This is a genomic window from Gemmata sp. (assembly GCF_051859125.1).
Taxonomy (GTDB): domain Bacteria; phylum Planctomycetota; class Planctomycetia; order Gemmatales; family Gemmataceae; genus Gemmata.
Map to the genome: position 1 here is coordinate 1 of NZ_JBHYGG010000001.1, position 22,305 is coordinate 22,305.

The window sequence follows — 22,305 nt, forward strand, 5'->3', positions numbered from 1 at the left end:
CAGGCCTCTGGCCTGTGTAGGCGAACACAGGCCGGAGGCCTGTGCCACCAGAACCAGGGGCAACACCTCGCCCCCGGTCTCGGGGGAGAGGTCGCGACGAGTCCGCGAGTCGCGGGTGAGGGGGTCAACCCGAACCATCGCCCCAATCACGCGGACCCATTCTGCCGCCGTTGCACAGCTCACACGAGGTTGCACACCTTGCGGTACAGCGCCTCGTACATCGCGGCGCTGCGGTCCCAGCTCCAGTCCTGGGCCATCGCGGTCCGCACGATCTGCTGGAAGTCGGCCGGGCGGTCGCGCATGAGCGTGAGCGCCCACTTCACCGTTTCGTAGAGCGCGGCGGGCGTGTAGTCGCCGAACGTGAACCCGGTCGCGCGGCCGTCGGCGAGGTTCTCGACGGTCGCGTTCACCACGGTGTCGGCGAGGCCGCCGGTGGTGCGGACGACGGGCGGGGTGCCGTACCGCAGGCTGTACATCTGGTTCAGCCCGCACGGCTCGTACCGGCTCGGCATCAGGAACAGGTCCGACCCGGCCTCGATGGTGTGCGCGAGCCCCTCGTTGAACCCGAGGAACAGGCCGACGCGGTCCGGGTGCCGGTCGCGCAACCCCTGCAACTCGTCGTGGTACTCGCGGTCGCCGTCGCCGAGCACGACGATCTGGCACCCCAGGTCGAGGAACCCCGGGGCGGCGCTCAGCACGAGGTCGATCCCCTTCTGGCCCACGAGCCGGGCGATCATGCCCAGCACGGGCGCGTCCGGGTCCTCGGGCAGGTGGAACCGGCGCTGGAGTTCGGCCTTGCACAGCGGCTTGCGGGAGAACACGGTCTCGGCCGTGTACGGGGCGACGAGGTGCCGGTCCGCGGTCGGGTCCCAGTGCTCGTAGTCGCACCCGTTGACGATGCCGCTGAGCTTGGCGTGGACGCCGGCGAGGAGCCCTTCGAGGCCGCACCCAAACTCGGCCGTCTGGACCTCGCGGGCGTAGGTCGGGCTCACGGTGCTCACCGCGTCGGCGAACACCACCCCGGCCTTCAGGAAGTTCAGGTGCCCGTGGAACTCGAGCTGGGCCGGGTTGAACAGCCACGCGGGCAGGCCGGTGAGGTTCAGCACGTCGCGGCCGAACATCCCCTGGTAGGCGATGTTGTGGATGGTGAACACCGACCGGGTCCGCTGGTACCCGCTCTGGGTGCGGTAGCCCTCCGACAGGAACACGGGCACGAGGCCGGTCTGCCAGTCGTTCGCGTGGACCACGTCGGGCATGAACCCGAGGTGCGGGACGAGTTCCAGCACGGCCCGGGAGAAGAACACGAACCGCTCGGCGTTGTCCGGGTAGTCGGCCTTGTACCCGCTGGGCATCGCCCGCTGGTACAGGCTCCGGCCCGTGGCCGGGTCGTCGCGCTCGAAGAACGGCTGGTGCTCGACGAGGTACACGGGCACGTCGGAGTTCGGCAGCCGCGACCGCAGTACGCGGGTCGCCAGCACGCGGCCGCCCATCGGCACCGGCAGCACGATCCCGGTGTTCTCGATCGGCACCCCGCTGCGGCGGACCGCGGTGTAGTACGGCATGACGACGGCGACCTGGTTGCCCAGTTTCGCCAGCGCGCGGGGCAGCGCCGCGGCCACGTCGGCGAGCCCGCCCGTCTTGGCGAACCCGGCCACCTCGCTCGCCGCCACCAGCACCCGCAACCCCGCCACGGCACCCCTCCGCCAGTGTCTCGGAACCCTTCGGACCAGAGGTCAGACCGTCAGAGGTCAGCGGACAGATCAGGAAGATCGACGCTCCTCGCTTCCCGCTCTTCTGTCCTCTGGAGTTCTGTCTTCTGGTCCGTATTTGCAGGGGGAACTATAGGCCGGGTGCCCTGCGAGTGACAGGCCAACCCGCGGAACCCGCTGTCGGAGAAACGTGTACGCGGTTCCTCACACTGTAAAAACGTGAACTACGGTGCTTGCGAACCCCCCGGAGCGGGGTTACAACACTCAAACTTTCAGCCGTCGAGGGGGCCGTCCAGCTCGTCGCTCTGCGACGGGGCGATGTTGCGTCGCCCGAGCGTTTTCCGTCTCACACGACCCGGGGAGGGCTGTTCCAGCACCGCTATCGGCCGGGGGCCGACGGTACCGGTTCAGGCCTGGATCAACCCCGCCGGTCGTGGTTCCTGAACCGGTACCGTCGGCCCCCGGCCGGCGGTGCCGTGAGCCCTCCGCGGGCCAGGATCGGTGGTGGACGCCCCCTCGATGTGCTGAAGGATTTCTCGCCAGAGGTTCACATGGCGGCGACGCTCACCCTCGATGACGTCCGCAAGGCGTGGGACGCCCGCGACCCGCGGCTCATCAAGCTCCTCGAACAGCTCGTCAACCAGCCGGTCCCGCGGCCGACCGCGCCGGTCCGCAACGAGGCGCCGACGTTCGACAAGTTCCTGGTGACCCTCAGGAGCTACCAGTACCGCAGCAAGACCCGCGACGAGCAGGCCCACTACCGCACCGAGACGCTCAAGGCGCTCGAAGCGGCGGACGCCGAAGTGCCTCTCGGCGACAAGCTCAAGGTCCACGAGGTCATCTACTCGCTGTGGCAGTCGAACGACGCGCTCGCCCGCGACTACCTGCTGCGGATCATCGCCACGGTCCCCGTCGCCTACGGCCCGTGGAAGGCGCTCAAGCGCATCTTCAAGGAGGCCGAGGCGAAGCACGACACCGAGGTGTACGGCGCGCTCGCGGCCCGCATCGACGCGGCCAGCGCCGGAGGCAGCGGTGGGCACGGGAAGGTGAGCGGCGCGACCCTCGCGTACTGCGCCCGCCGCGCCTGGCGGTACCTCCGCCGCGTCGCCGTGCAGCTCCCCGCGACGTACCCGGACGCCGCGTGCGACTACCTCATTAACTACGCCGACAACACGAATTGGCGGAACACCTGGGTCTTCAACCACGTCCTGTTCCACGGCACGAAGAAGTACGGCCGGAACCGGTTCCAGTTCGGGTACCGCGACGTGCCCGAGCCGACGAACCTGAAGTTCCGGGCCTACGGCGACCTGTGGAAGCGGAGCCACCGCCCGCTGTTCTCGCTCCTCGACCGGGCGAAGTCGGACGCGGTCCGGTCGTTCGCCATCGCCGCGCTGAAGACCGACTTCCGCGAGAAGCTCCGCGAGACCGAGCCCGCGTGGGTGATCCGGCTCGTCGGCGTGCCGAGCGCCGCGATCCACGAGTTCGTCGTGTGGATCTTGCAGAACGTGCCGAAGTTCGAGCAGGGCGCGTTCCGCACCCTCGGGCTGCACGAGTACGTGCTGAAGCTGTTCGACTCGCCGTCGCAGGCCGCCCGCGAGTACGCCGCGAACTACGCCCGCACCCACGCCCGCGACCTATCGATCGATGAACTCATCCGCCTCGCGAACAACGACAACGACAAGGTCCGCAAGCTCGCGTTCGACCTGCTCGGCGAGAAGGACCCGCGGACCGGCGTCGGCCTCGACGCCTGGGGCCGGCTCCTTGAAACCGAGCACGGCACCAAGTTCGCCGCCGACGCGATCACCAAGAACTTCGGCCCGAAGGAGCTGACCCCCGAGTGGTTCCAGGGGCGGCTGCTCTCGAAGAGCGGAACCGCGTTCGAGTTCGCCTCGAAGCTGCTGCCGAGGACGCACAACGTCAAGGACCTGGGCCCGGCGTTCTACCTCGCGCTGCTCCGCAAGTTCCGCCAGGGCGAGTCGAACGACGAGGTCGTCGACTACGCGGCCCACGACCTCGCCCGGCACTACGCGCTCGACGCGATCGACCCGGAGCAGCTCCGCTGGCTCGCGCTGTTCCCGCACACCGCGAACCACGTTCTCGGGTGGGTGCAGCAGGGCAAACTCAAGGCCCAGTCGCTCGGGCTCGACTTCTGGAAGGCGGTCGCGTTCCAGCCCGACTGGGACGCCAGCGAGTGGCTGGCCGCGTTCAAGAGGGCCAACGGCCAGTGGGCGAGGGAACTGGAGTTCGACGAGGGCCGCGCCGGCACCGTGCTCAACTGGTTCCGCGACGTGCGGAAGTTCACCCCGCAGGAACTCGGGTTCGACTGGCTCATGCGGCTCGTGGCCCGGTCCGAGCCGGTGTACCACGACTTCGCCAGTGACCGGCTCATCAAGACGTTCGTCCCCGCCGACTTCGCCCCTCGGGAGTCGGGAGTCGGGAGTCGGGAGTCGGCAAAGCCGGCGGCGGTGAACCTCGCCGCCGCGACCGTGTCGTTCACCGGCAAGCTCGCCGCGATGAGCACCGCCGAGTTCGATGCCGCGGTGAAGGCCGCCGGCGGAAAGGCGGCCGCGAACGTCTCGCCGAAGCTGCACTACCTCGTCGTCGGCGACCAGGGCTCGCCGTTCCTGGGCCAGGGCGAGAAGGGCGCGAAGCACCTGAAGGCCGAGGAGCTGAACGCCGCCGGCGCGAACATCCGCATCATCTCCGAGTCGATGTTCCTCCGCCTCATCTCCGGCCAGTCGGTCGGGGCCGCGCCGGCCGACGCCGTCAGCGCCGGGTGCGAGCGGCTCTGGCAGTTCGTCGTCGCCCCCGGCCCGGCCGACGCGCCGGTCGCCAGGTTCGCCCGCGAGTACGTGCGGCACCACCACGCCGAGATCGGCGCGAAGCTGAGCGGCAAGCCGGTCGACCCCGGGGCAGACATCCCCGCGGCGTTCCTGTCGCTCGACCGCGTGTTCCCGCTGTTCAGCGAGACCCGCAAGCCGCTCCGCGACTTCGCCCTCGAACTCGCGGGGTACGAGTTCGCCCGGTGGAACCCCGGCGTCGACCACCTCGTCGCGATGTCCGAGATCCCGTTCATGGACGTGCGGCGGTTCGTCGCGAAGTCGCTGCTCGCCGACGACACGCCGCCGAACCGCCCGTTCCGCCTCGACGCCACGAAGCTCGAAGCCAGCGCCGTGTACCGGTTCTGCGAGTCGAACGACGAGGAGACGCGGGCGCTCGGCATGGAACTCATCAAGCGGCAGGCGCGGCTGCGGGTGCCCGAGGAGCTGTTCCGCCTGTCGGAGAGCCCCGACCGCAAGGTGCGGGCGTTCGTGATCCGGGCACTCTGGACGGTGTACCGGGACCGCGGCGTTACGGCCGACTGGAAGCCGCCGCCCCCGCCCAAGCCGACCGTCGGCGCAAAAGCGAAGAAGGACGCGGAGAAGGCGGCGGTGGCCCGCGGCGAGGGCGTGCCGCACAAGCCCGAGCAATGGCCGGCCCCGCGGCCGTCGCTCAGCGAGTTCCTCCGCCGCATCCTGTTCGAGATCCCGCCGGGCCGGCCCGAGAAGTCGCGGGACGCGGTGGACGACGGCGCCGAGCCGGGCGGCGACCCGGGCGCCGCGAAGCCCGACAAGGTGGTGAGCGTGAAGCCGCTCCCGGCCCGCCGCGCGAAGCTCGATCTCGTCGAGGTGATGCGCGACCTGGCGCTGGAGGAGAAGGCGTTCGGCGGGGGCATCCTCCCGCTGCTCGACGAGTTCATGACCTCCCGCGGGCCGAGCGAGCGCGCCGCGTGCCTCGTCGCGGTCACGCGCATCCGGCACAAGTACCCGGAACTGAAGAAGGCGTGACGGCCACACGCCCACCCGTCGCGACGGGTGGGCGTGGCGGCGAACTCACAGAGTATACCCACATGCCACCCGAGAAGTTCTTCACCTACCGCGGCGACATCCGGGCGGCCGTCGGCGTCGGCGGGAGCCTCGCGTTCGTCACCGTCCACCCCGAGGGCGTGGCGACCGCCCTGTACTGGCTCGACGCCGACAAGCTCACGCTGCAACAGGACGACCTGAAGTTCGGGGGCACCGCGCTCGCGGCCGTCGGCAACACCGTCTACGTCGCCGGCACCGACCGAACGCTGTACGAGTGCAAGAAGGCCGTGAAGGCGCTCGCCGGGCCGTTCGCGGGCGCCATCGCCGCGGTCGTTCCCGTGTCGAACAAGCGGCTCGCGGTCCTGCACGGCAAGCAGATCGACCTCGTCTCCGAGGCGAGCGGCGAGGTGCTTCAAACGCTCGAGTTGCCCGAGGACGGCACCTGCCTCGCGACCGACAAGACGCAGTCGTGGCTCGCGGCCGGCACGGTGAAGGGCACGGTCGTCGCGTTCGACGGGCAGGACAAGGCCGAGTTCGAGGCCGGTGAGCCGGCGAAGCTGCACGAGGGGCCCGTCACCGCGCTCATGTTCGAGCCCGAGGAGCTGCGGTTCTTCTCGGCCGGGGCCGACAACAAGCTCTACACCACGTTCGCCCGCGGCGCGCTGGAGCCCGAGGACAAGGGCCGCGCGAACACCCACGAGGACGTGCTGACCGCGATGGTCATGGTGCCGGGCGACCGGTTCGTCACCGGCAGCCGCGACGCGACGCTCAAGAACTGGCCGCGGGCCGGCGCGATCAAGCCGAGCACGCTGAAGGACGAGTGCGGGAAGGTCGTCGCGCTCGCGGTCGTCACCGTCTACAACCAGCCGCACCTCGCCGCGTGCTGCGACGACAACACCATCCGCCTGTTCAAGCTCGACGCCGACGGCAAGTTCCCCGACGACCCCGCGTACTTCAAGATCCACGGGGTCGCCGCGTGGGTGAAGAACGAACTCGCGCAGCAGCACGACCCGAAGCGCCGCGGGAAGGCACTGGAGACGCTCGCCGCGTGGAGGGACAACGCGAGCCTCGACACCATCGGCGAGCAGGTCACCAAAGACCCGGACCCGGCGCTGCGGCTCGCGGCGACGAAGTTGCTCATCGAGAGCAACAACCCGCGGGTCGTGAAGGTCCTCGAACGCGCCATCGGCCACGGCGACGGCAAGGTCCGCGTGCTCGCATTCGAGGGGCTGTTCAAGCCGCTCAAGCCGGACCTCGGCCCGATCGACCTCGCGCTCAAGACCGGACATCCCGATGTCGGCGTCAAGGCCGTGAAGGCGCTCGAGCCGCTCGCGAAGAAGGACGACCAGGCACTCACCCGCCTCGTTGACGCGCTGAACGCGCAGACGTGGGACGTGCGCAAGGCGGCGCTGGCGGCGCTCGAATCGGTGTACGACGCGAAGAGCCCCGCCGCGAGCCTGACGGCCCTCACGTCGAAGCACGGCGACGTCCGCGCCGCCGCGCTCGTTCGCACCTCGGAGCGGAAACTCCTCGAAGACCCCGCGGTGCAGTCCGCGATCCGCCGCCGGCTCGAGGACGAGGACACGGGCGTCCGCAAGGTCGCGTTCCTCCTGTCGGTGACCTCGAAGCCGCTCCTCGCGAAGGTGCTGCGGGCCGGCGACCCCGAACTGAACCGCCAGATCAACGAGCTGGAGCGGGTCGACAAGCCCGACACGCCCGCGCCGCCGGTCGCGCCCGACGCGAAGGCCGCGCTCACCCCAACCGACTACGACACGCTGCTGCAGGCGACGGCGAGCCGCGCGCTCGACACGTGCTTGCGGGGCGCACGCGGGCTCGCGGTTCTCGGCGACCCGCGGGCGTTCGGGCTCCTGCTCCAACTGAGCCGCGAGGAGGACGTGAGCGCCCGCGTCGAGGTGTGCCGCGCGCTCGCGGCGCTCGACGACGAGCGCGCCGTGAACCGGCTCCGGTCGATGCTGTTCGACAAGGAGGCGAGCGTCCGCGACGCCGCGTACACCGCGCTCGCCAAGATCTTCGCGAAGACCCCGCTGTCGGTCGCCGAGTCCGGCCTGACCGCGCACGACGAGGACGTGCGCCGCCGCGGGCTCTCGACCCTGCTCGACGCGATCAAGAAGAAGAAACCGGCCGCCGCGGGCGAGCCCGGGTGGGACCTCCTCGTTCGCGCACTGAACGACAGCGCGCCGGGGGTGCGGGGCGAGGCGTTCAAGTCGGCGCTCAACCTGAAGATCGCCGGCGGCGGGGCCGACACGCTGCGGTTCGCGCTGCAATCCATTCACCCGGACGTTCGCCGCGAGGCGCTCACCGAGGTGGTCGCGCAGGAGAAGGAAGACTGGTCGGCCCCCTTGCTGTACGAGTTCTTCAACGACGCCGACCCGGGGCTCCGCAAGGAGGCGTTCGAGTTCGCGACCAAGAAGAACAAGGAGATCCCGGTCCTCGAAACGGCGCTCGGGTCGCGGTACGCCGACGCCCGCAAGCTCGCCGTCGAGGCGCTCATCAAGAAGCACTCGAAGGCGGCCCAGCAGGTGCTGCTGCGGGCGATCGCCGACGCCGACCGCGAGGTGCGGCTGCTCGCGGTCAACGCCCTCGTCGACGACGACGCCAAGGCCGCACTGAAGGAAGCGCTGAAGTCCGAGCGGGCCGACATCCGCGTGCGCGCCGCCGCGGCGCTGGCGCACCACGGCGACCCGAGCAGCTTCGACGCGCTAAAGGAACTCGCCACCGCCCCCGAGCCGCAGTTCAAGGAGCGGGTCGGCGACTGGCTCGACGCCGCGGAACTCGCGCTCAACGGCCTCGGCGACCTCGGCGACCCGCGGGCGCTGCCGCTCGTCGCGCCGCTCATCGACTCCACGCACGCGCGGCTCCGCAAGGCGGCCGCCGGCGCGCTCGTGTGGATCGCCCGCGGTGACACCGCGGCGTCACTGCGAACCGCGATGGGGCACCACGACCCGGAGGTGAAGTTCCGCGGCGCGCTCGGGCTGGCGTACCTCGGCGACGCGACCGTCGCGCCACTGGTGCGGTCCGACGCCGGGAACGTCCTCGTGCCGGCCGAGCAGTTCACCGCGATGGTCGCGCTCGGGGCCGCGGCCGGCGTCGCCGCGACGGTGTACCTCGACAGCGCCGACGAGAAGCTCCGCGACCGGGCGCTGCTCGCGACGCTGCTCCTCGAACTCAAGGACACCGACGGCCAGCCCGAGAAGTGCATCGAGTGCGTCTCGGCCAAGGGGCCGCGGTTCCGGCTCACCGGGGCGCAGGCGCTCGAAGCGTTCGCCGACCCGGTCGCCTTCCGCGACTTCGTCATCAAGGAGGTGAACGACCGCGGCGACGACACCCCGTGGAAGGTCGCCCCGGAAGTCGTCGACGACCTCGCGAGCTTGCTCGCCTTCGCGCCGCCGCAACTCAAGGCCCGCACGGCGCTCTTGCTCGGGCTGTTCGACAACAAGGAGCAGGCCGAGTGGAACGCGGCGTGGGCGGTCCACTCCGCACGGTTCGCGGCCGAGATCGCCGCCGCCCGCGACGCCGCGAAGACGGCCGGCGTGCCGGTCCCGTCGAAGCTCACACCGGCCCAGCTCCGCGAACTCGCCTTCGGCGGGTACGTTGGCCTCGTCCGCGAGCAGGGCGCGAGCGGCGGCGGCCAGCCGATCGGCAAGGTCCGGCAGACGGCGCTGAGCCGCATCCACGCGATCGCGGCGAAGGACACGCAGTACGCCCGCTCGGCGCAGCCGGTACTCGCACAGGCGATGGGCGACCCGAACCAGGGGGTCCGCACGCAGGCGTTCGACCACCTCCTTTCGCTCGGCATGGACCGGGCCGCACTCGGGGCCGAGGCGCTCGAGGCCGGGTTCACCGACCTCGGCGTGAAGGGGCTCGAACTCCTCACCGACGGCACGTCCGCGAAGAAGGGCGAGGCGGTGCTCGAGCGCGTCATGCTGACCCGCTCTGATGACCTGTCGATTGAAGCGGCGAAGCTGCTCCGCGACCGCCAGGGCAAGGTACCGACCGCGAAGAAGGCGCTCGACGCGGTCCACGAGCCCATGCGGCTCGCGGCGGTCGAGTGGCTCTCGGCCGAGTACGAGGCGGGCGACGACGCGAAGAAGGCGCTGCGGGCGGCGGTGGAGTCGCGGTATCGGAAGGTCCGCGAGCGGGCCGCGTTCGAACTCGCCGGCAAGAAGGACACCGCCGCCTACGACGCACTCGTGAAGTTCCTCGCCGAGGCGCACGACGCCGCCCGGCAGAACGCGATCACAAGCGCGCTCGCGGGGCTCGGCGACAAGCGGGCCGCCGACGCCTTCATCGACCGCATCGAGAACGACCCGACCAACACGGCTCAGGTGCCGAACCTGATTCGGCAGGCCGCGAACTTCCGCGTCCCCGCGACCGCCGACCGCCTCCTGCTCCTGCTCGACCGCCGCAAGGAACTCCAGAACGACATCTTCGCCGCACTCCTCACGGTAAGCGGGTACGACCAGCGGATCGGCGACCCCGAGGACGAGACCCCGGCCGACCGCGGGTGGGCGAAGAACCAGCACCCGCGGCACGACGCGGTGCTGGCGAAGCTCATCGAGCGGGCGTTCGCCGCCGGCGCGACCGACTACGTCGCCAACGACCTGATGAAGCTCGCACGGTGGTCGCTCGGCAACACCGTCGATCCGGTCCTGGCGACGCTCTGCACGAGCCCGAGCGCGGCGCTCCGTGACGCGGCGGTTGAAGCGGCCGGGTGGCGGTTCCGCAAGCGGGCCGCGCCCGTCGAGCCGCTGCAGAAGGCGGTGAAGCACAAGAACCCGGTCACGCAGTTCCTCGCCGCCGAAGGGCTCGCCCGCGGCAAGCGGCCCGAGGGGATGCAGGTACTCCTCTCGGGGATCGAGTACCTCGAAGACGCGAGCCACCGCACGCGGGCGGTCCAGGCGCTGGGCGAACTCGGCGACCCGCGGGCCGTCGACAAGTTGCTCGCGCTCGCGAGCGAGGACGGCAACCCGCTGCAAGACGCCGCCGCGGAAGCCATCGGCCACCTCAAGAAGTCGCCGCAGGCCGACAAGGTGTTCCAGACGCTCGAACGGCTCGCGAAGGGGTTCGGCTCCGTCGCGCAGCGGGCGCTCGTCGGGCTGCGGTACTTCGACACGCCGGCCGGGTGGGACCTCGTGCGCTCGCGGCTCAACGCGAAGGGCGGGTACTACCAGGTCCGCAGCATCAAGCACACGGCCGCGCGGCAACTCGGGTTCAACGACGACCCGGCGACCCGCGAGGCGCTGCTAAAGCTCCTCCGCACCGACGGCGACAACGAGCACGTCGCCGCCGCGTTCGCCAGCGCCCGGCGGCTGTGGGGCAGCGCGTCGCTCGACCCGCACTACCACCTGCTCCAGAACCCGCGGGCGAACGTCCAGATCAAGACCCCCGGCGACGACGAGGACGCCGTCGAGGCGGTCGTCAAGCGCGGCGACCCGCTCCGCATCATGGAGGTGTTCCCGCTCGTCCCCGAGAAGGTGCAGGAGCAACTCGAATCGGCGCTACTCACGCGGCCCGACCTGCCGGTGAAGGAAGCGGTCGCCGCACTGTCGCACGCCGACGACGGCACCGTACGGCTCGCCACGCGGTTGCTCGGCCGCGTCAAGGAGCCCGACGCGGGCGTGAAGAAGGCGGTCGGCACCGCGCTCGAGAAGTGGTGGAAAGTGTGGCAGGAGGAGCGCGTCAAGGCCGGCGGCCTGGGGGCCGTTAACACCGACGAGGACGACGACTTCGATGAAGATGACGACGACGATTTCGACGACGACGACGACGAGGATTACGGCGACGCCACCACGGCGCACAAGCGCGGCGTGAGCCTCCCGCGGATCGGCGAGTGCGTGCAGAGCCTGCTGCACACCGCCGGACGCGTCGGCGTGCCGGGGCAGGTGCTCGCCGACATCGCGAAGTCGCGGCCCGACGACTTCCTCGCCAAGGGCATCCGCCTCGAAGCGGCCCGGTGCCTCACGGCGGGGAAGGTCACGCCGGCGATCCTCGACGTGCTCGAAACACTCACCACCGGCCCCGACGCCGACGTTCGCGTTCTCGCCGCCGAACTCGTCGCACGGTACGACGCAAAGCGCGGCGCGAAGCTCGCCGACAAGCTGCTCTCGGACCGCCCGAGCTTCAACCGGCTCGTCGCCGCGAAAGCAATCCACGCTGCCGACGTTGCGGGCGCCGCCGCGCAGGTGCATTATCAGCCCGTCGTGCTGCCGCTGCTCGTGGACGAGAAGGACGTGAAGACGCTCGCGGCCGTCGCCAGGGACCGCAAGCAGCCGGACGTGACCCGGCTCGGGGCCGTCGAGGGGCTGGGCGTGATGGCGCTCGAAGCGGCCGAGGCGGTGCTGGTCGAGGTCGGCACCGCGAAGGACGACGACAAGGAAGTGCGCAAGGCCGCGTGGCGGGCGCTGCGGCGGTCGAAGCGCGCCCGCAAGCGCGGCGCGGCGAACACCCTCGCGACACTGCCGAAAGCGGCGAAGGCGAAGCCGACGACGCCGAAGTAACGGCCTGGGTCTTGACCTCCCCCCTCGTGGGGGAGGTCGCCGCGGAGCGGCGGGTGGGGGGCAACGATAGCCCTTCCGAAAGGTTCGACTCACCCCCCACCCGGCTCGAAGACTCGCCGACCTCCCCCACAAGGGGGGAGGTCAAGAATGGAGAGCACCGCTGCCGGGCCGTGATCTGGCAAGCGGCGACGAGCGAATCGAGGCGCACCGATGGCCACCACGACCGAGCCCGCGACCGAAGACACCGGCGAGGCCCCGCCGCCGCCGAGCACCGGCGCGCAGTTCGGGTACGCCGGCGCGAGCCGCGTACTCACCACCGGCAACGCCGCACAGGTCGAGCTGTTCGGCAACGTCCACCGGCCGCCGGTGCGGTTCGAGGGACGGCTCAAGAATCCCTTGAGGTTCCGCGAGGCCGTGTCGGCGCTGTACGCGATCGTCGGCAGCGACTTCCGGTACGCCCCGAAGGACCGCACCCAGTACATCGCGTACCTGCGGCTCAAGCGCGACGCGGCCCCGCTCGGCGTGTGGCACGCGCAGCAGGCGTACTTCGCGTGGATGCTGCGGAACGACCCGACGGCGCTGGCGATCCTCGACCCGATCGTCAGCGTCCACCCCGATCAAGTGCTGTTCGAGACGTTCGGCAAGGACGAGAGCACCTACGCCTGCCTCGCGTTCAAGCGGTCCGCGTTCGAGGAGTCGCAAGGGGCGCTCCCCACGTTCGGCACCACCAACATCGACTTCAGCGACGCGCTGTACTCCAGCACGCAGCAGGTCCGCGGCTACCGCGAGACGTCGTTCGCGATCGGTCACGACGGCACCAAGGCGACGCCCGAGGGCCGCAAGGACGTGCTCGAAAAGAAGCTCCAGGTGCCGGACTCGTGGCTCCGCGGGTTCCTCCAGGTGCAGTCGGCGGCGACGCTGCCGTTCGACCACGTCAACCTCTCGCCGATGGACCTGTACAACGTGCTGCGGCACCTGCGGATGAACGGCGACCGCAAGGGCAAGAAGCGCGGCCTGCGGTTCGAACTGGTGCCGGGCCAGCAGCCGCGGATCGTCGCCGAGCCGTGGGAGACGGTGTTCAGCACCACCGGCGACGTGTTCCGCGGGCGGGCCGCCCGGCTCGTGCGCGTGTGGGGCCGCCGCCGGCTCATGACCATGAAGCGGCTGCTGCCGTTCGTCGAGAGCGTGGACGTGTACCTGCTCGGCAGCGGGCTCCCGAGCTTCTGGGTGTTCCGCGCCGGTGACATCACGCTGACACTCGGGCTCACCGGGTTCACCAGCGCGAACTGGTCGAGCGCCCTCGGGTTCGACCTCATGCTCCCCCGCAAGACCCAGGACGGCGAGCCGACGAAGAAGGTCGTCAACTTTCTCAAGGAGAACCGCTGGAAGGCGGACGCGAACGAACTCGCCGCCGGGACCGGCCTGAAGGGCGCGGCGCTGGTCGAGGCCGTGCAGGTCGGGTGCCAGAACGGCGAGCTGATGTTCGACATCGCCAACGGCGTGTACCGCTACCGGCCCGTCACCGAGCAGCCGCTCGACCTCGCCCGGCTCCAGTTCCGCAACCAGCGGGAGAAGGTCGCGCACGACCTGCTGACGCGCCGCGGGGCCGTGAAGATCATGAGCGAGAACCGCATCGCCGGGGTCGGCCTGGAACTCACCGGGCAGGTGTCGGTCGAAGAGGACAAGCGCGACTACCGCCCGCAGATGGTGCTCGCCGACGAGGGCCAGGTCCGGAAGGTCACCTGCACCTGCGCCGGGTTCCGCAAGCACGGGATCAAGGCCGGCCCGTGCGTCCACCTGATCGCGCTGCGGCTCGCGTTCGCCGAGAAGGAAGCGAAGAAGGCGAAGACCGACGACGCGGTGAAGTTCGAGACCCGGGCGTTCGCCAAGCGCGACGGCGAGGTCGAGCACGTCGTGCAGATCTCGCTCGAACGGGACCGCGTGAAGTACCGCTGGGGGCTGTCGGGCCAACCGATGCGGCTCCAGGCGATGAAGTTCAACACCGAGACCGACGCCCGCTCCGCGTACTTCACGAAGCTCGCCGAGTTGGACGCGAGGGGCTACCTCGACGCCATCGCCGAGTGATCCGAATTGAACTAACCACAGAGGCACGGAGACACAGAAGGGACAGGAGAAAGACTGTTCTTCAAGGCACTGTCTCGGTCTTCTCTGTGTCTCCGTGCCTCTGTGGTTAATTATCTTTCGAGCCACCATGACTACCGCCACCGTCACGCCCGCTCCCCCCGCCGCCGACCCGATGGTCCTCTGGCGGCTCATCGTCCAGGCCGGGGGCATGAAGGCGTACATCGACGCCCAGCTCAAGGAGCGCGGGTTCCTCGTCACCCGCCGCGACGCCGACAGCATGTCGGACCGCGAGAAGGACGGGTACAAGAAGGCGCTCAAGCAGGAGGCCGACGAGCGCCGCAAGCTCCGCCGCGAGACGTGGGGCGCGTACAAGGCGAACCACATCGTCCACCTCGGCGAGGGCGTGTTCTGGAGCGACGACCCCGCGCCCGACAAGTGGGACACGCCCAACAGCGAGGAGCGGGCCGCCGAGAACGAGCTGCCCGCGATCGACAAGCCCGAGCAGCTCGCCGAACTGCTCGGCCTCACGATCCCGCAACTCAAGGGCATGGCGTACCACCGCGACGCGGCGACGAGCCTGCACTACGTCCGGTTCACGATCCCGAAGCGCGACGGCACCGAGCGGCCGATCTGGGCGCCGAAGAAGCGGCTCAAGGCGGCGCAGCGGTGGGTCCTGCACAACATCGTCGAGCGGCTCCCGGTCCACGGCGCGGCGCAGGGGTTCCTCGTCGGCCGGTCGATCCTCAGCAACGCCGCGGTCCACGCGAACGCGCGGGCCATCCTCAAGATGGACATTAAAGAGTTCTTCCCGACGGTGACGGTGCGGCGGGTGAAGGGCGTGTTCCGCCGCGCCGGGTACCGCGACGGCATCAGCACGCTGCTCGCCCTGATCTGCACCGAAGCGCCGCGCGAGATCGTGGAGATGGAGGGGAAGACGTACTACGTCTCACTCGGGCCGCGGTGCCTGCCGCAGGGCGCGCCGACCAGCCCGTCGCTCACGAACGCGCTGTGCATGCGGCTCGACCGGCGCTTGGAAGGGCTCGCGAAGAAGCTCGGCTGGCGGTACACGCGGTACGCCGACGACCTGACGTTCAGCCTCCCCGCCGAACACACGGGGAAGCCGCGGCTGGGCACGATGATCGGGTGCGTGACGCGGATCGTCGCGGCCGAGGGGTTCGAGGTGAAGGCCGAGAAGACGCGGGTCCACCGCACCGGCGGCCGGCAGAGCGTAACCGGCCTCGTGGTCAACGGCGACGGCCCGCCGCGGGTGTCGCGCACGCTGCGGCGGCAACTGCGGTCGGCGGTCCACAAGCTGAAGACCGGCAAGCCGCTGAAGGAGGGCGAGTCGCTCGCCCGGCTCTCGGGCTACGCCGCGTTCGTGTACATGACGAACCCGGACCTCGGGAAGAAACTCCTCGCGGACATCAACGGGGCGTCGGGCGGTTGATCCGATGCAGTGGTTCCGGAGCGTCGTCCGGATCGTTTCGGACGTCCAGCCAGAGCCCAGGTGCCGACACCAGAGTGGGGGTTTTTCACAGTGGGCGCTAAGTTCGATTCAGATGGCAAGTTGTGACGATGCACAGGGCGACCGCAGATGTTCTCATAGACTTTCTTCCGGTCAAGTGTGGTTGATTCCGGACTTCGTAATGGTTCCGGAAGAGGGGTGTCCCTCTCGCCCGGAATCATTTTCCGCGCCCCTTACTGCCTCCACTCGACGGTCGCGCTCTGGCCCGGGGCCTCCTCCACCTCCACCCGCAGCACCTCGGGCACGAAGTTCTCGTGCGTCTTGAGCGCGTCGAGCAACCGTCCGGCGATGTAGCGGGCGATCAACTCCGCAGTCGTGTTCTCAATGGGCAGCAGGACGCAGTCCTCCCGCGGGAACAGCCACGCCCGGTCGCGGTACGTCACGTCCACCTTCGCCGCCGACTCATCGACCCTGATGACCGGGTTCCTGGTCGCGAGGAGCATGTGGTGGTCGAGTTCGTCGGTGATGGCCTTGGTGCGGGCCTTGAGGGCGACGAAGTCGAAGACGTAGTGGTCCTCCTGGAGCGGCCCCTCGATCTCGACGGCGGCCCGGTAGTTGTGCCCGTGGAGCCGCTCGCACTTGTGGCCGTGGTAGCTGATGAAGTGCCCGCAGCAGAAGACCAGGTGGTCTTTCGTCACGTGGACCTTGAAGCGCTCGGTGGGCATGGTTCACAACCAGTCGGTGACGTGCCAGCGGAACGGTGCGTTCGGTGCTACCTTATTCTCCCGCAGCGCGACGAACAGGCACGCGGTGATCAGGTCGGCGGTGGTTCCGGGGTTCAGCTTGTTGCCGTCGCTCCGCAGGTGCGTGTCGAGTGCGACGCCGGCCCGCCGGCCTTCGGGCGTCGCGAGCCCGCCGCGCCGCAGCACCTCCGCGGCGCGTTTCTGCACATCCGCCGCGACCTCCGCACCCCTCTTTCGCGCGATCAGCGAATCCGGGTACTCAGCGAGCCAGCGGAGTTGCGAGTCGACGATCGCGGCCTCGACGCACCCGAACCGCTCCAGCCCCGCGAGGAACGCGGGCACGCCGAAGTCGAAGACGTCGGCGAACCCGTTGGCGTACTGCCGCGCAACCATGTCGCGATCCGCCGCGAGCCGCATCGCTTCGAGCAGCGTGGCCGTCGGCTCGGCCCGCACGTCCTGCTCGGGCGCGACACCGAGCCCGCCAGGATTGGCACTGCGGATCGCTTGATAGACGCGGACCGTATCCGACCGACGGAGCGCCCCGAGTTCCTCGGCGACACTTCGGCGGTAGTCCCAAGTCGGATCAGAATCAACGAGGGGCGCGAGCAGGAGAGCGATCCCCAGGTTCGTGTTCGATCCCACCCAGCCGCTCGCCTCACTCCAAAAGACGTATTCGCCGACCAAAGTGGGACCACCCGCCTTGCGCCGAAACATTCGCAAGGCATCTCCGAGTACAGCACCGCTGATCAGAAAATCGGTGAACTCCACGTCCTTGAATGATGCACCAGGGTGGACGTTCCCAACCTTTCGCGCTGTGGCTTCCCAAATGCAAGCGACCTGAGCGAGAATAGACGACCCATTGTGTGCAAGGATGCCCATTCACTCGCCCTCCACAACGAAGCGCACCACTTCCTTCGCCACGTCGAGGCCGCACGTCGCGGCGAGTGCCTTCCAGCCGGGTACGGCGTTCACCTCGATGACGTACAGTTCGCCGCTCGGCCCCGGCAGCAAGTCGACGCCGGCGATCTCGCAGCCCACAACTTCGGCGGCACCCAACGCCAGTGACACCGTGGCGTCACTGAGTTCGGCGCGTTCCGTGCGGCCGCCCTGGGCAACGTTCGTGCGCCAGTCGGTGCCGATGCGCCGCATCGCCGCCCGCAACCGGCCCGCCATCACGAACACGCGGTAGTCGTACCCCGGGTGCGCGATGAATTGCTGCTGGTAGATGAGCTGGCCGGTTTGCTCCAGCACGCGGAACGTGCGCCACGCGAGTTCGCGGTCGGTGATCCGCTGCATCCCGCGGCCCTCCGCACCGAACACCGGCTTGATGACCACGTCGCCGCCGAGCCGGGCGTAGGCCTCGAAGGCATCGTCGGAGCGCTGGGCGACGTGCGTGGGCGGCGTCGGCAGCCCGGCGTTCGCGAGCCGCACGTTCGTGAGGTACTTGTCCACACACGTCTCGACGGCCCGCGGCGAGTTCACCACGCGCAGTCCTCGCGCCGCGGCGGCGTGCAGCACGTCCATGCGAAAGATCACCTGCTCCAGCGACCCAGCCGGCACGGTGCGCACGAGCACCGCGTCGAACCCCGCGAGTGGTTGTGGCTCCGCTTCCACGCCCGCGGCGAGCGCGCGGAAGTCCACGATCTGCGCGGCGTGCCCAAGTTCGGTGGCGGCCCGGAGCACGTCCTGCACGTGCCAGCCGGTGCCGCCAGATAGAATCGCGATTCGCATCAGCCGATCCCGAACGACTTGCGGACCATCCCGGGATCGACGCTGCCGAACCGGTGGCACCGGCCGGTCTTCAGGTTGCGGAACTCGACCTCGGCCGGCGAGAACAGCATCGGGTCGATCTTGTAGAAGTCGCCGCCGTACTTCGCGAACACCTCGGCGAAGGGTGCCCCGTGGTCCTTCGAGGCGTTCGACGGCACCTTCGGCCCGATCGCGGCGAGGACCTCGTCGTCGGCCCGCACCCAGAGCGTGACGCGGCCGCCGTAGAGGATCGCGTCGTTGGTGCGGCCGATGGCCTGCACGAAGTCCGTCGCGACCGGCGGCAGTGGGGCGACACCGTACGCGGAGACGACCTGCGTGACGTCGAACTTCAGTTCGTGGAGCTTGTGCAGTGCGGTCTCCACCGACCGCGCGACGACCTGCGTGGTGCCGGCGATGCTGCTGGCCGGCGCGACCAGGAGGGTGAGGTGCTCGGCGACCGGCGGGAGCTTCGCCACGATGGACGCGACCACCTCGTCGGTCGGGTGGTTGGTCGCCTCCAGAACGCCAACGGCGCACGGGGCCGATTCCCTGCCCGGAATGTGTTGGAAGATGTCCTCGCGGGCCGCGAGCGCCCGCATCGGTCCCGACCCCATGGCGAAGAACTTCCCGACGCTCACCTGCCACCCGGCGTACTGGGACGCGAGGCACGCCCGCACCGGGTCATCGGTCGTCACCTGCACGGCCGGACCGCCGACCTCGGGCATCGGGCACGGGACGTAGGCCACGTCCGCGAGGTCGCCGAGGCACACGCGGGCCATCGCGAGCCCCGCCGCGAGGCTGCCGGTGACCGCCCCGCCGCAGTCGATCACGCGGGCCCCGGCGACCTTTGACACCGCAACGCGGAGGCGGTCGGCGTGCGATTCGAGTTCGTCGGCGACGAGTTTGGCGCGTTCGTTGAGTGTCATGTGGCAGGTTCCGCGAAGAGCAGGTCGAGTTCCCGTGCGCGTGATTGTAGCCGCTCGCGGCACTCCGCGGCCGACTGACCCGGGGCGAAGATCGAGATCACGGGGTGTCCCGACGGAACGACTGTACCCGGTGCGGGGACGTCCGCGTACGCCGGGAGCCGCCAAGGGTCGAACGGCGCCGCGAGGTCCGCGTCCCACGGGCCGCTCGCGGGGAACGAGAGGTCGTGTGGGGCGTAGTAGATCGCTTTGCCGACCGACTGTGGGCCGGTCCGACGAGGCGGTAAGGGGACGAACACCGACCGGCCGAGGGCGTGTTCCAACACCTCGGTCGACGCCGAGTAACGCGGGTTCACCTCGATCGGCACGACGCGCCCGTCGCGGAGAATGAAGTCGACATTGAACAATCCGCGCAGGCCGACGTCCGCCACCAGCGCCCGGTACAGGTTCAGCAGTTCGCCTTCCAGATTCCTGTCGGTCGGAACCGGGCCGACGTTCCCACAGTACGCGAAATCCCGCGCGTGGAGCCAGGGCTCACCGGCAAGCGGTTCCGTCACGCCGGTGAGCACGGCGCTCTCACCGCACACCGCGGACAGCGGCCGCCCGTCGATGAACTCCTGAAAGATGTGGTTTGGCGTGGCCGACTCGCCGGGCCGGGCGAAGCGAATGTCGAGGCCGCCACCGGAACGGATCGGCTTGCGCAGCCAGAGGCCGGTCACGGGGCAAGGCGCGTCGCGCGGCACCAACATTGGCACCGCGAAGCCCGCGGCCGCGAGCGCCGGGAAAAGCTGGTGCGGGTCGCGCACTCGTTCGAGAGCATCGGGCGCGGTGCCCCACAACTCGTGGGACGCTGCGAGTTCCGCGACAACCCGCGGGTGGTTTTCGAGCCCGCCCGTGTAGATGACTGGGCCGGGCGGGAACTGCGCCGCGAGGCGGGGCAGGGCGGCGGGGTACTCGTCGAGTGGGCACACGGCGCACGCGGCGACCATCGCCAGGTCGCGGTCGCCGAACAGGTCGACGGCCCACGCCCTGTACCCGTCGCGAGCCAGCGAGTGGACCGCGGCCCGCGCGCTCGCTCCGACAACACCCACCGCCGTGCCCGGTTCCACAGGTTCTCTCAACGCACCCGCGAGGCGTACACCCACCACTCGGCCATCAGCACCAGCAGCGCCGCGAGTACGGCCCACTTCCACAACTCGCGGGGCGGCCGGCGCACCTCTCCGGCGGTCGCCGTCTGGCTGCCGACGATCACCGTCGGGTGCGGCGACAGGTCGCTCTCCTCGGCGGCGAGCAGGTTCACCGCGAACCGATGCGTCTCGCTCCCGTCGGTCGCGGTGTATAGCCCGAGGTCCGCGGTGTCGGTGAACGTGGCCTCCCCGCGGTCGGTCGGTTCCAGCGACACCGTGCGGCCGCCGGGGGCAGCGACCGTCACGCGCCTCCCCGGCGCGCAGCGGAGCGGGACGCTGTCCCCGGCCCGGGTCACGTCGGTTGTGATCCCTTCGCGCACGTTGCCGTAGGCCCGCAGCACGTTCCGCAGAAACAGCACGAAGCTCGGTTCGAGCGGCCAGAGCGTGTTCCACTTGCCCGCGTCGTCGAGGATCGGGAAGGCGAGTACGAGGTCGGTGAACGGCGGCCGCGGCACGCCGGCGAGCAGCACGACGTTGCCGTCGGATTCGAGGATTCGCTCGGTCCCCGGCGGCAGGTTGGTGAGCCGAGCCGCCCCGGCGATCGGCACCGCGTACAGGTCGCGGAGCCCGCGGGTGACGGGGTGCCCGCCGGCCCAACCCACGATCCGCGGGTTCTTCACGGTCGCACCAACTCCGATACCCGGCGGGCGCGAGCCGATGAACAGCGTGTTGGCCCGGGGCAGGTCGGTGGGCGCGCAGCGGTCGAAGACCACGAGGTCGAACCGGCCGTTGCGGGCCGGGTCGAGGTACTTCGCGGGGTCGGCGAGGTCGGCTGTACCGAGTCGCGTGACGTCCGCGACCTTGCGGGTCTCGGCCGAGCCGAGGAACGCATCCAGCACTGGGTTCTTTGGGCCGTACACGGCGACCCGGGCCTTGCGGGCGACTGCGGGCACGACCCACGCCGCGTCATCGAGCGCGAGCGAGTCGGCCGCACCTTCGAGCGTGACCCGCAGCGGCAGCTCCGGGTCGGGGACCGTGAACTCGACCTCGGCGGTTTCGGCCGCGTTCAACCGCACGGGCTTCGTGTAGCTCCGCACGGCCCGCGAGCCGTCGACCGCATCGAGCTGAACCGAGACCTCGACCGTTGTGTCGCGGTAGTTCCGCACGGCCGCGGTCACACTCAGTTGCCCCGCTTCGCCACTGGCAGCCTCCAGGCGCACAACCGCGACGTTGTTCGACTTCTCCGCGACAGGCGGCGCGTGGTACTCCAGCGCCAGGTTCGCGAGCGAGAAGTCGGCCACGGGCGGGAAGCCGCCGTCGGTGTAGAGGTGGACTTCGGCGGCGACGCCCTCGGCCGGGACGTACGTCCGCTCCTTGCCGGGGTCGGCGTTCGGCGGCCGGGCGGCCTCGTTCTCGGTCGAGCTCGTCGGGTTCGCCAGGCCGGCCGCGAGCCGGAGCGCCTCGTCGAGCCGCGTCTGCCCCACCGACTGCCGCACCCCACGAACGGCGGCGCGGAGCAGTTCGCGATCGGCCGTGTAGCTCTGGCGGATCTCGGCCGCGCGGTTGAAGGCGACGACCATGCCGACGTCGCCCTCGGCCGCGGCGTCGATCCGCTTGAGGGCCTCGGCCTTCGCCCAGTCGAGGCGCGACGGCCCCGCGTCGGTCGCGGCCATGCTCGCTGAGTTGTCGATCAGGATGATGAAGTGCTTGCCAGACCCGAGCGCCGCGTGCAACCGCGGGCCGAGGACGCCGTACGCGAAGAGGAACGCTGCGAGGAGTTGCAGCAGGAGCGGGACGGTCCGCTGGAGCCAGCGGAGCAGGGCGTTGGCGCTCAGGTCCTCGGTACTCGCCCGCCAGAACAGCGTGCTGGACACGACCACCGGCGTGCGGCGCAGCCGGAGCAGGTGGAGGACGACGAGACCAAGCGGCACCGCCAGGAGCACGAACGCGGCGGGGAGCGAAACGGCGAGGTGGTGGGACAGCCCGCCGCGGGTTTCGAGCCAGGTGTTGAGGTCGGGGCCGTACCCGGCCGCATCGGCGGTCAGCACGCCAACGGCGGGCAGGCTCAGGGCGATCAGCGCCGCGACGGCGACCGGGAAGGCGAACCGCATCCGCTTGGTGTAGCGATTCGCCGGTCGGCT

At 70.0% G+C, this 22,305-nt stretch carries 11 protein-coding genes; 4 read left to right on the forward strand and 7 right to left on the reverse strand.

Annotation, left to right across the window (positions count from 1 at the left end; genetic code table 11):
• Positions 1-179 precede the first annotated feature (179 nt).
• Positions 180-1,691, reverse strand: coding sequence for a glycogen synthase GlgA (gene glgA, locus ACTIGN_RS00005; protein ID WP_439620219.1), 1,512 nt, complete (start codon positions 1,689-1,691; stop codon positions 180-182).
• 569 nt (positions 1,692-2,260) lie between these two features.
• Between glgA and ACTIGN_RS00010 the strand changes: the two genes are divergently transcribed.
• The 4 genes from ACTIGN_RS00010 (at position 2,261) to ACTIGN_RS00025 (ending at position 15,604) form a co-directional block, all read left to right on the forward strand.
• On the forward strand, positions 2,261-5,536 hold the full coding sequence (locus ACTIGN_RS00010) for a BRCT domain-containing protein (protein WP_439620221.1): 3,276 nt from the start codon (positions 2,261-2,263) through the stop codon (positions 5,534-5,536).
• Positions 5,537-5,598: 62 nt separating this feature from the next.
• Positions 5,599-12,072, forward strand: coding sequence for a HEAT repeat domain-containing protein (locus ACTIGN_RS00015; RefSeq protein ID WP_439620222.1), 6,474 nt, complete (start codon positions 5,599-5,601; stop codon positions 12,070-12,072).
• Between the two features lie 210 nt (positions 12,073-12,282).
• Positions 12,283-14,157: an SWIM zinc finger family protein gene (locus tag ACTIGN_RS00020; RefSeq protein WP_439620224.1), complete on the forward strand. Its 1,875-nt coding sequence runs from the start codon at positions 12,283-12,285 to the stop codon at positions 14,155-14,157.
• A gap of 127 nt (positions 14,158-14,284) precedes the next feature.
• Positions 14,285-15,604, forward strand: a complete 1,320-nt coding sequence (locus ACTIGN_RS00025) for a reverse transcriptase domain-containing protein (RefSeq protein WP_439620226.1) — start codon at positions 14,285-14,287, stop codon at positions 15,602-15,604.
• Positions 15,605-15,855: 251 nt separating this feature from the next.
• Here the strand turns inward: ACTIGN_RS00025 and ACTIGN_RS00030 are convergent, their stop codons facing one another.
• From ACTIGN_RS00030 to ACTIGN_RS00055, 6 genes are all read right to left on the reverse strand, one after another.
• Positions 15,856-16,347 carry a 6-pyruvoyl trahydropterin synthase family protein gene (locus tag ACTIGN_RS00030; RefSeq protein ID WP_439620228.1) on the reverse strand — a complete coding sequence of 164 codons (492 nt, stop codon included), beginning with the start codon at positions 16,345-16,347 and terminating at the stop codon, positions 15,856-15,858.
• Between the two features lie 3 nt (positions 16,348-16,350).
• Positions 16,351-17,244, reverse strand: coding sequence for a triphosphoribosyl-dephospho-CoA synthase (locus ACTIGN_RS00035; protein WP_439620230.1), 894 nt, complete (start codon positions 17,242-17,244; stop codon positions 16,351-16,353).
• Entirely contained in the window at positions 17,245-18,096 is an 852-nt protein-coding gene (locus tag ACTIGN_RS00040) for an ATP-grasp domain-containing protein (RefSeq protein WP_439620232.1), read from the reverse strand.
• A complete protein-coding gene (gene mch, locus ACTIGN_RS00045) occupies positions 18,096-19,040 on the reverse strand; it encodes a methenyltetrahydromethanopterin cyclohydrolase (RefSeq protein WP_439620234.1) in 945 nt (314 codons plus the stop codon). Before mch ends, ACTIGN_RS00040 begins: the two co-directional genes overlap by 1 nt.
• A complete protein-coding gene (locus ACTIGN_RS00050) occupies positions 19,037-20,026 on the reverse strand; it encodes an ATP-grasp domain-containing protein (RefSeq protein WP_439620236.1) in 990 nt (329 codons plus the stop codon). The genes mch and ACTIGN_RS00050 overlap by 4 nt, the downstream gene beginning before the upstream one ends.
• A gap of 128 nt (positions 20,027-20,154) precedes the next feature.
• On the reverse strand, positions 20,155-22,275 hold the full coding sequence (locus tag ACTIGN_RS00055; protein ID WP_439620238.1) for a VWA domain-containing protein: 2,121 nt from the start codon (positions 22,273-22,275) through the stop codon (positions 20,155-20,157).
• Between the last annotated feature and the right edge of the window lie 30 nt (positions 22,276-22,305).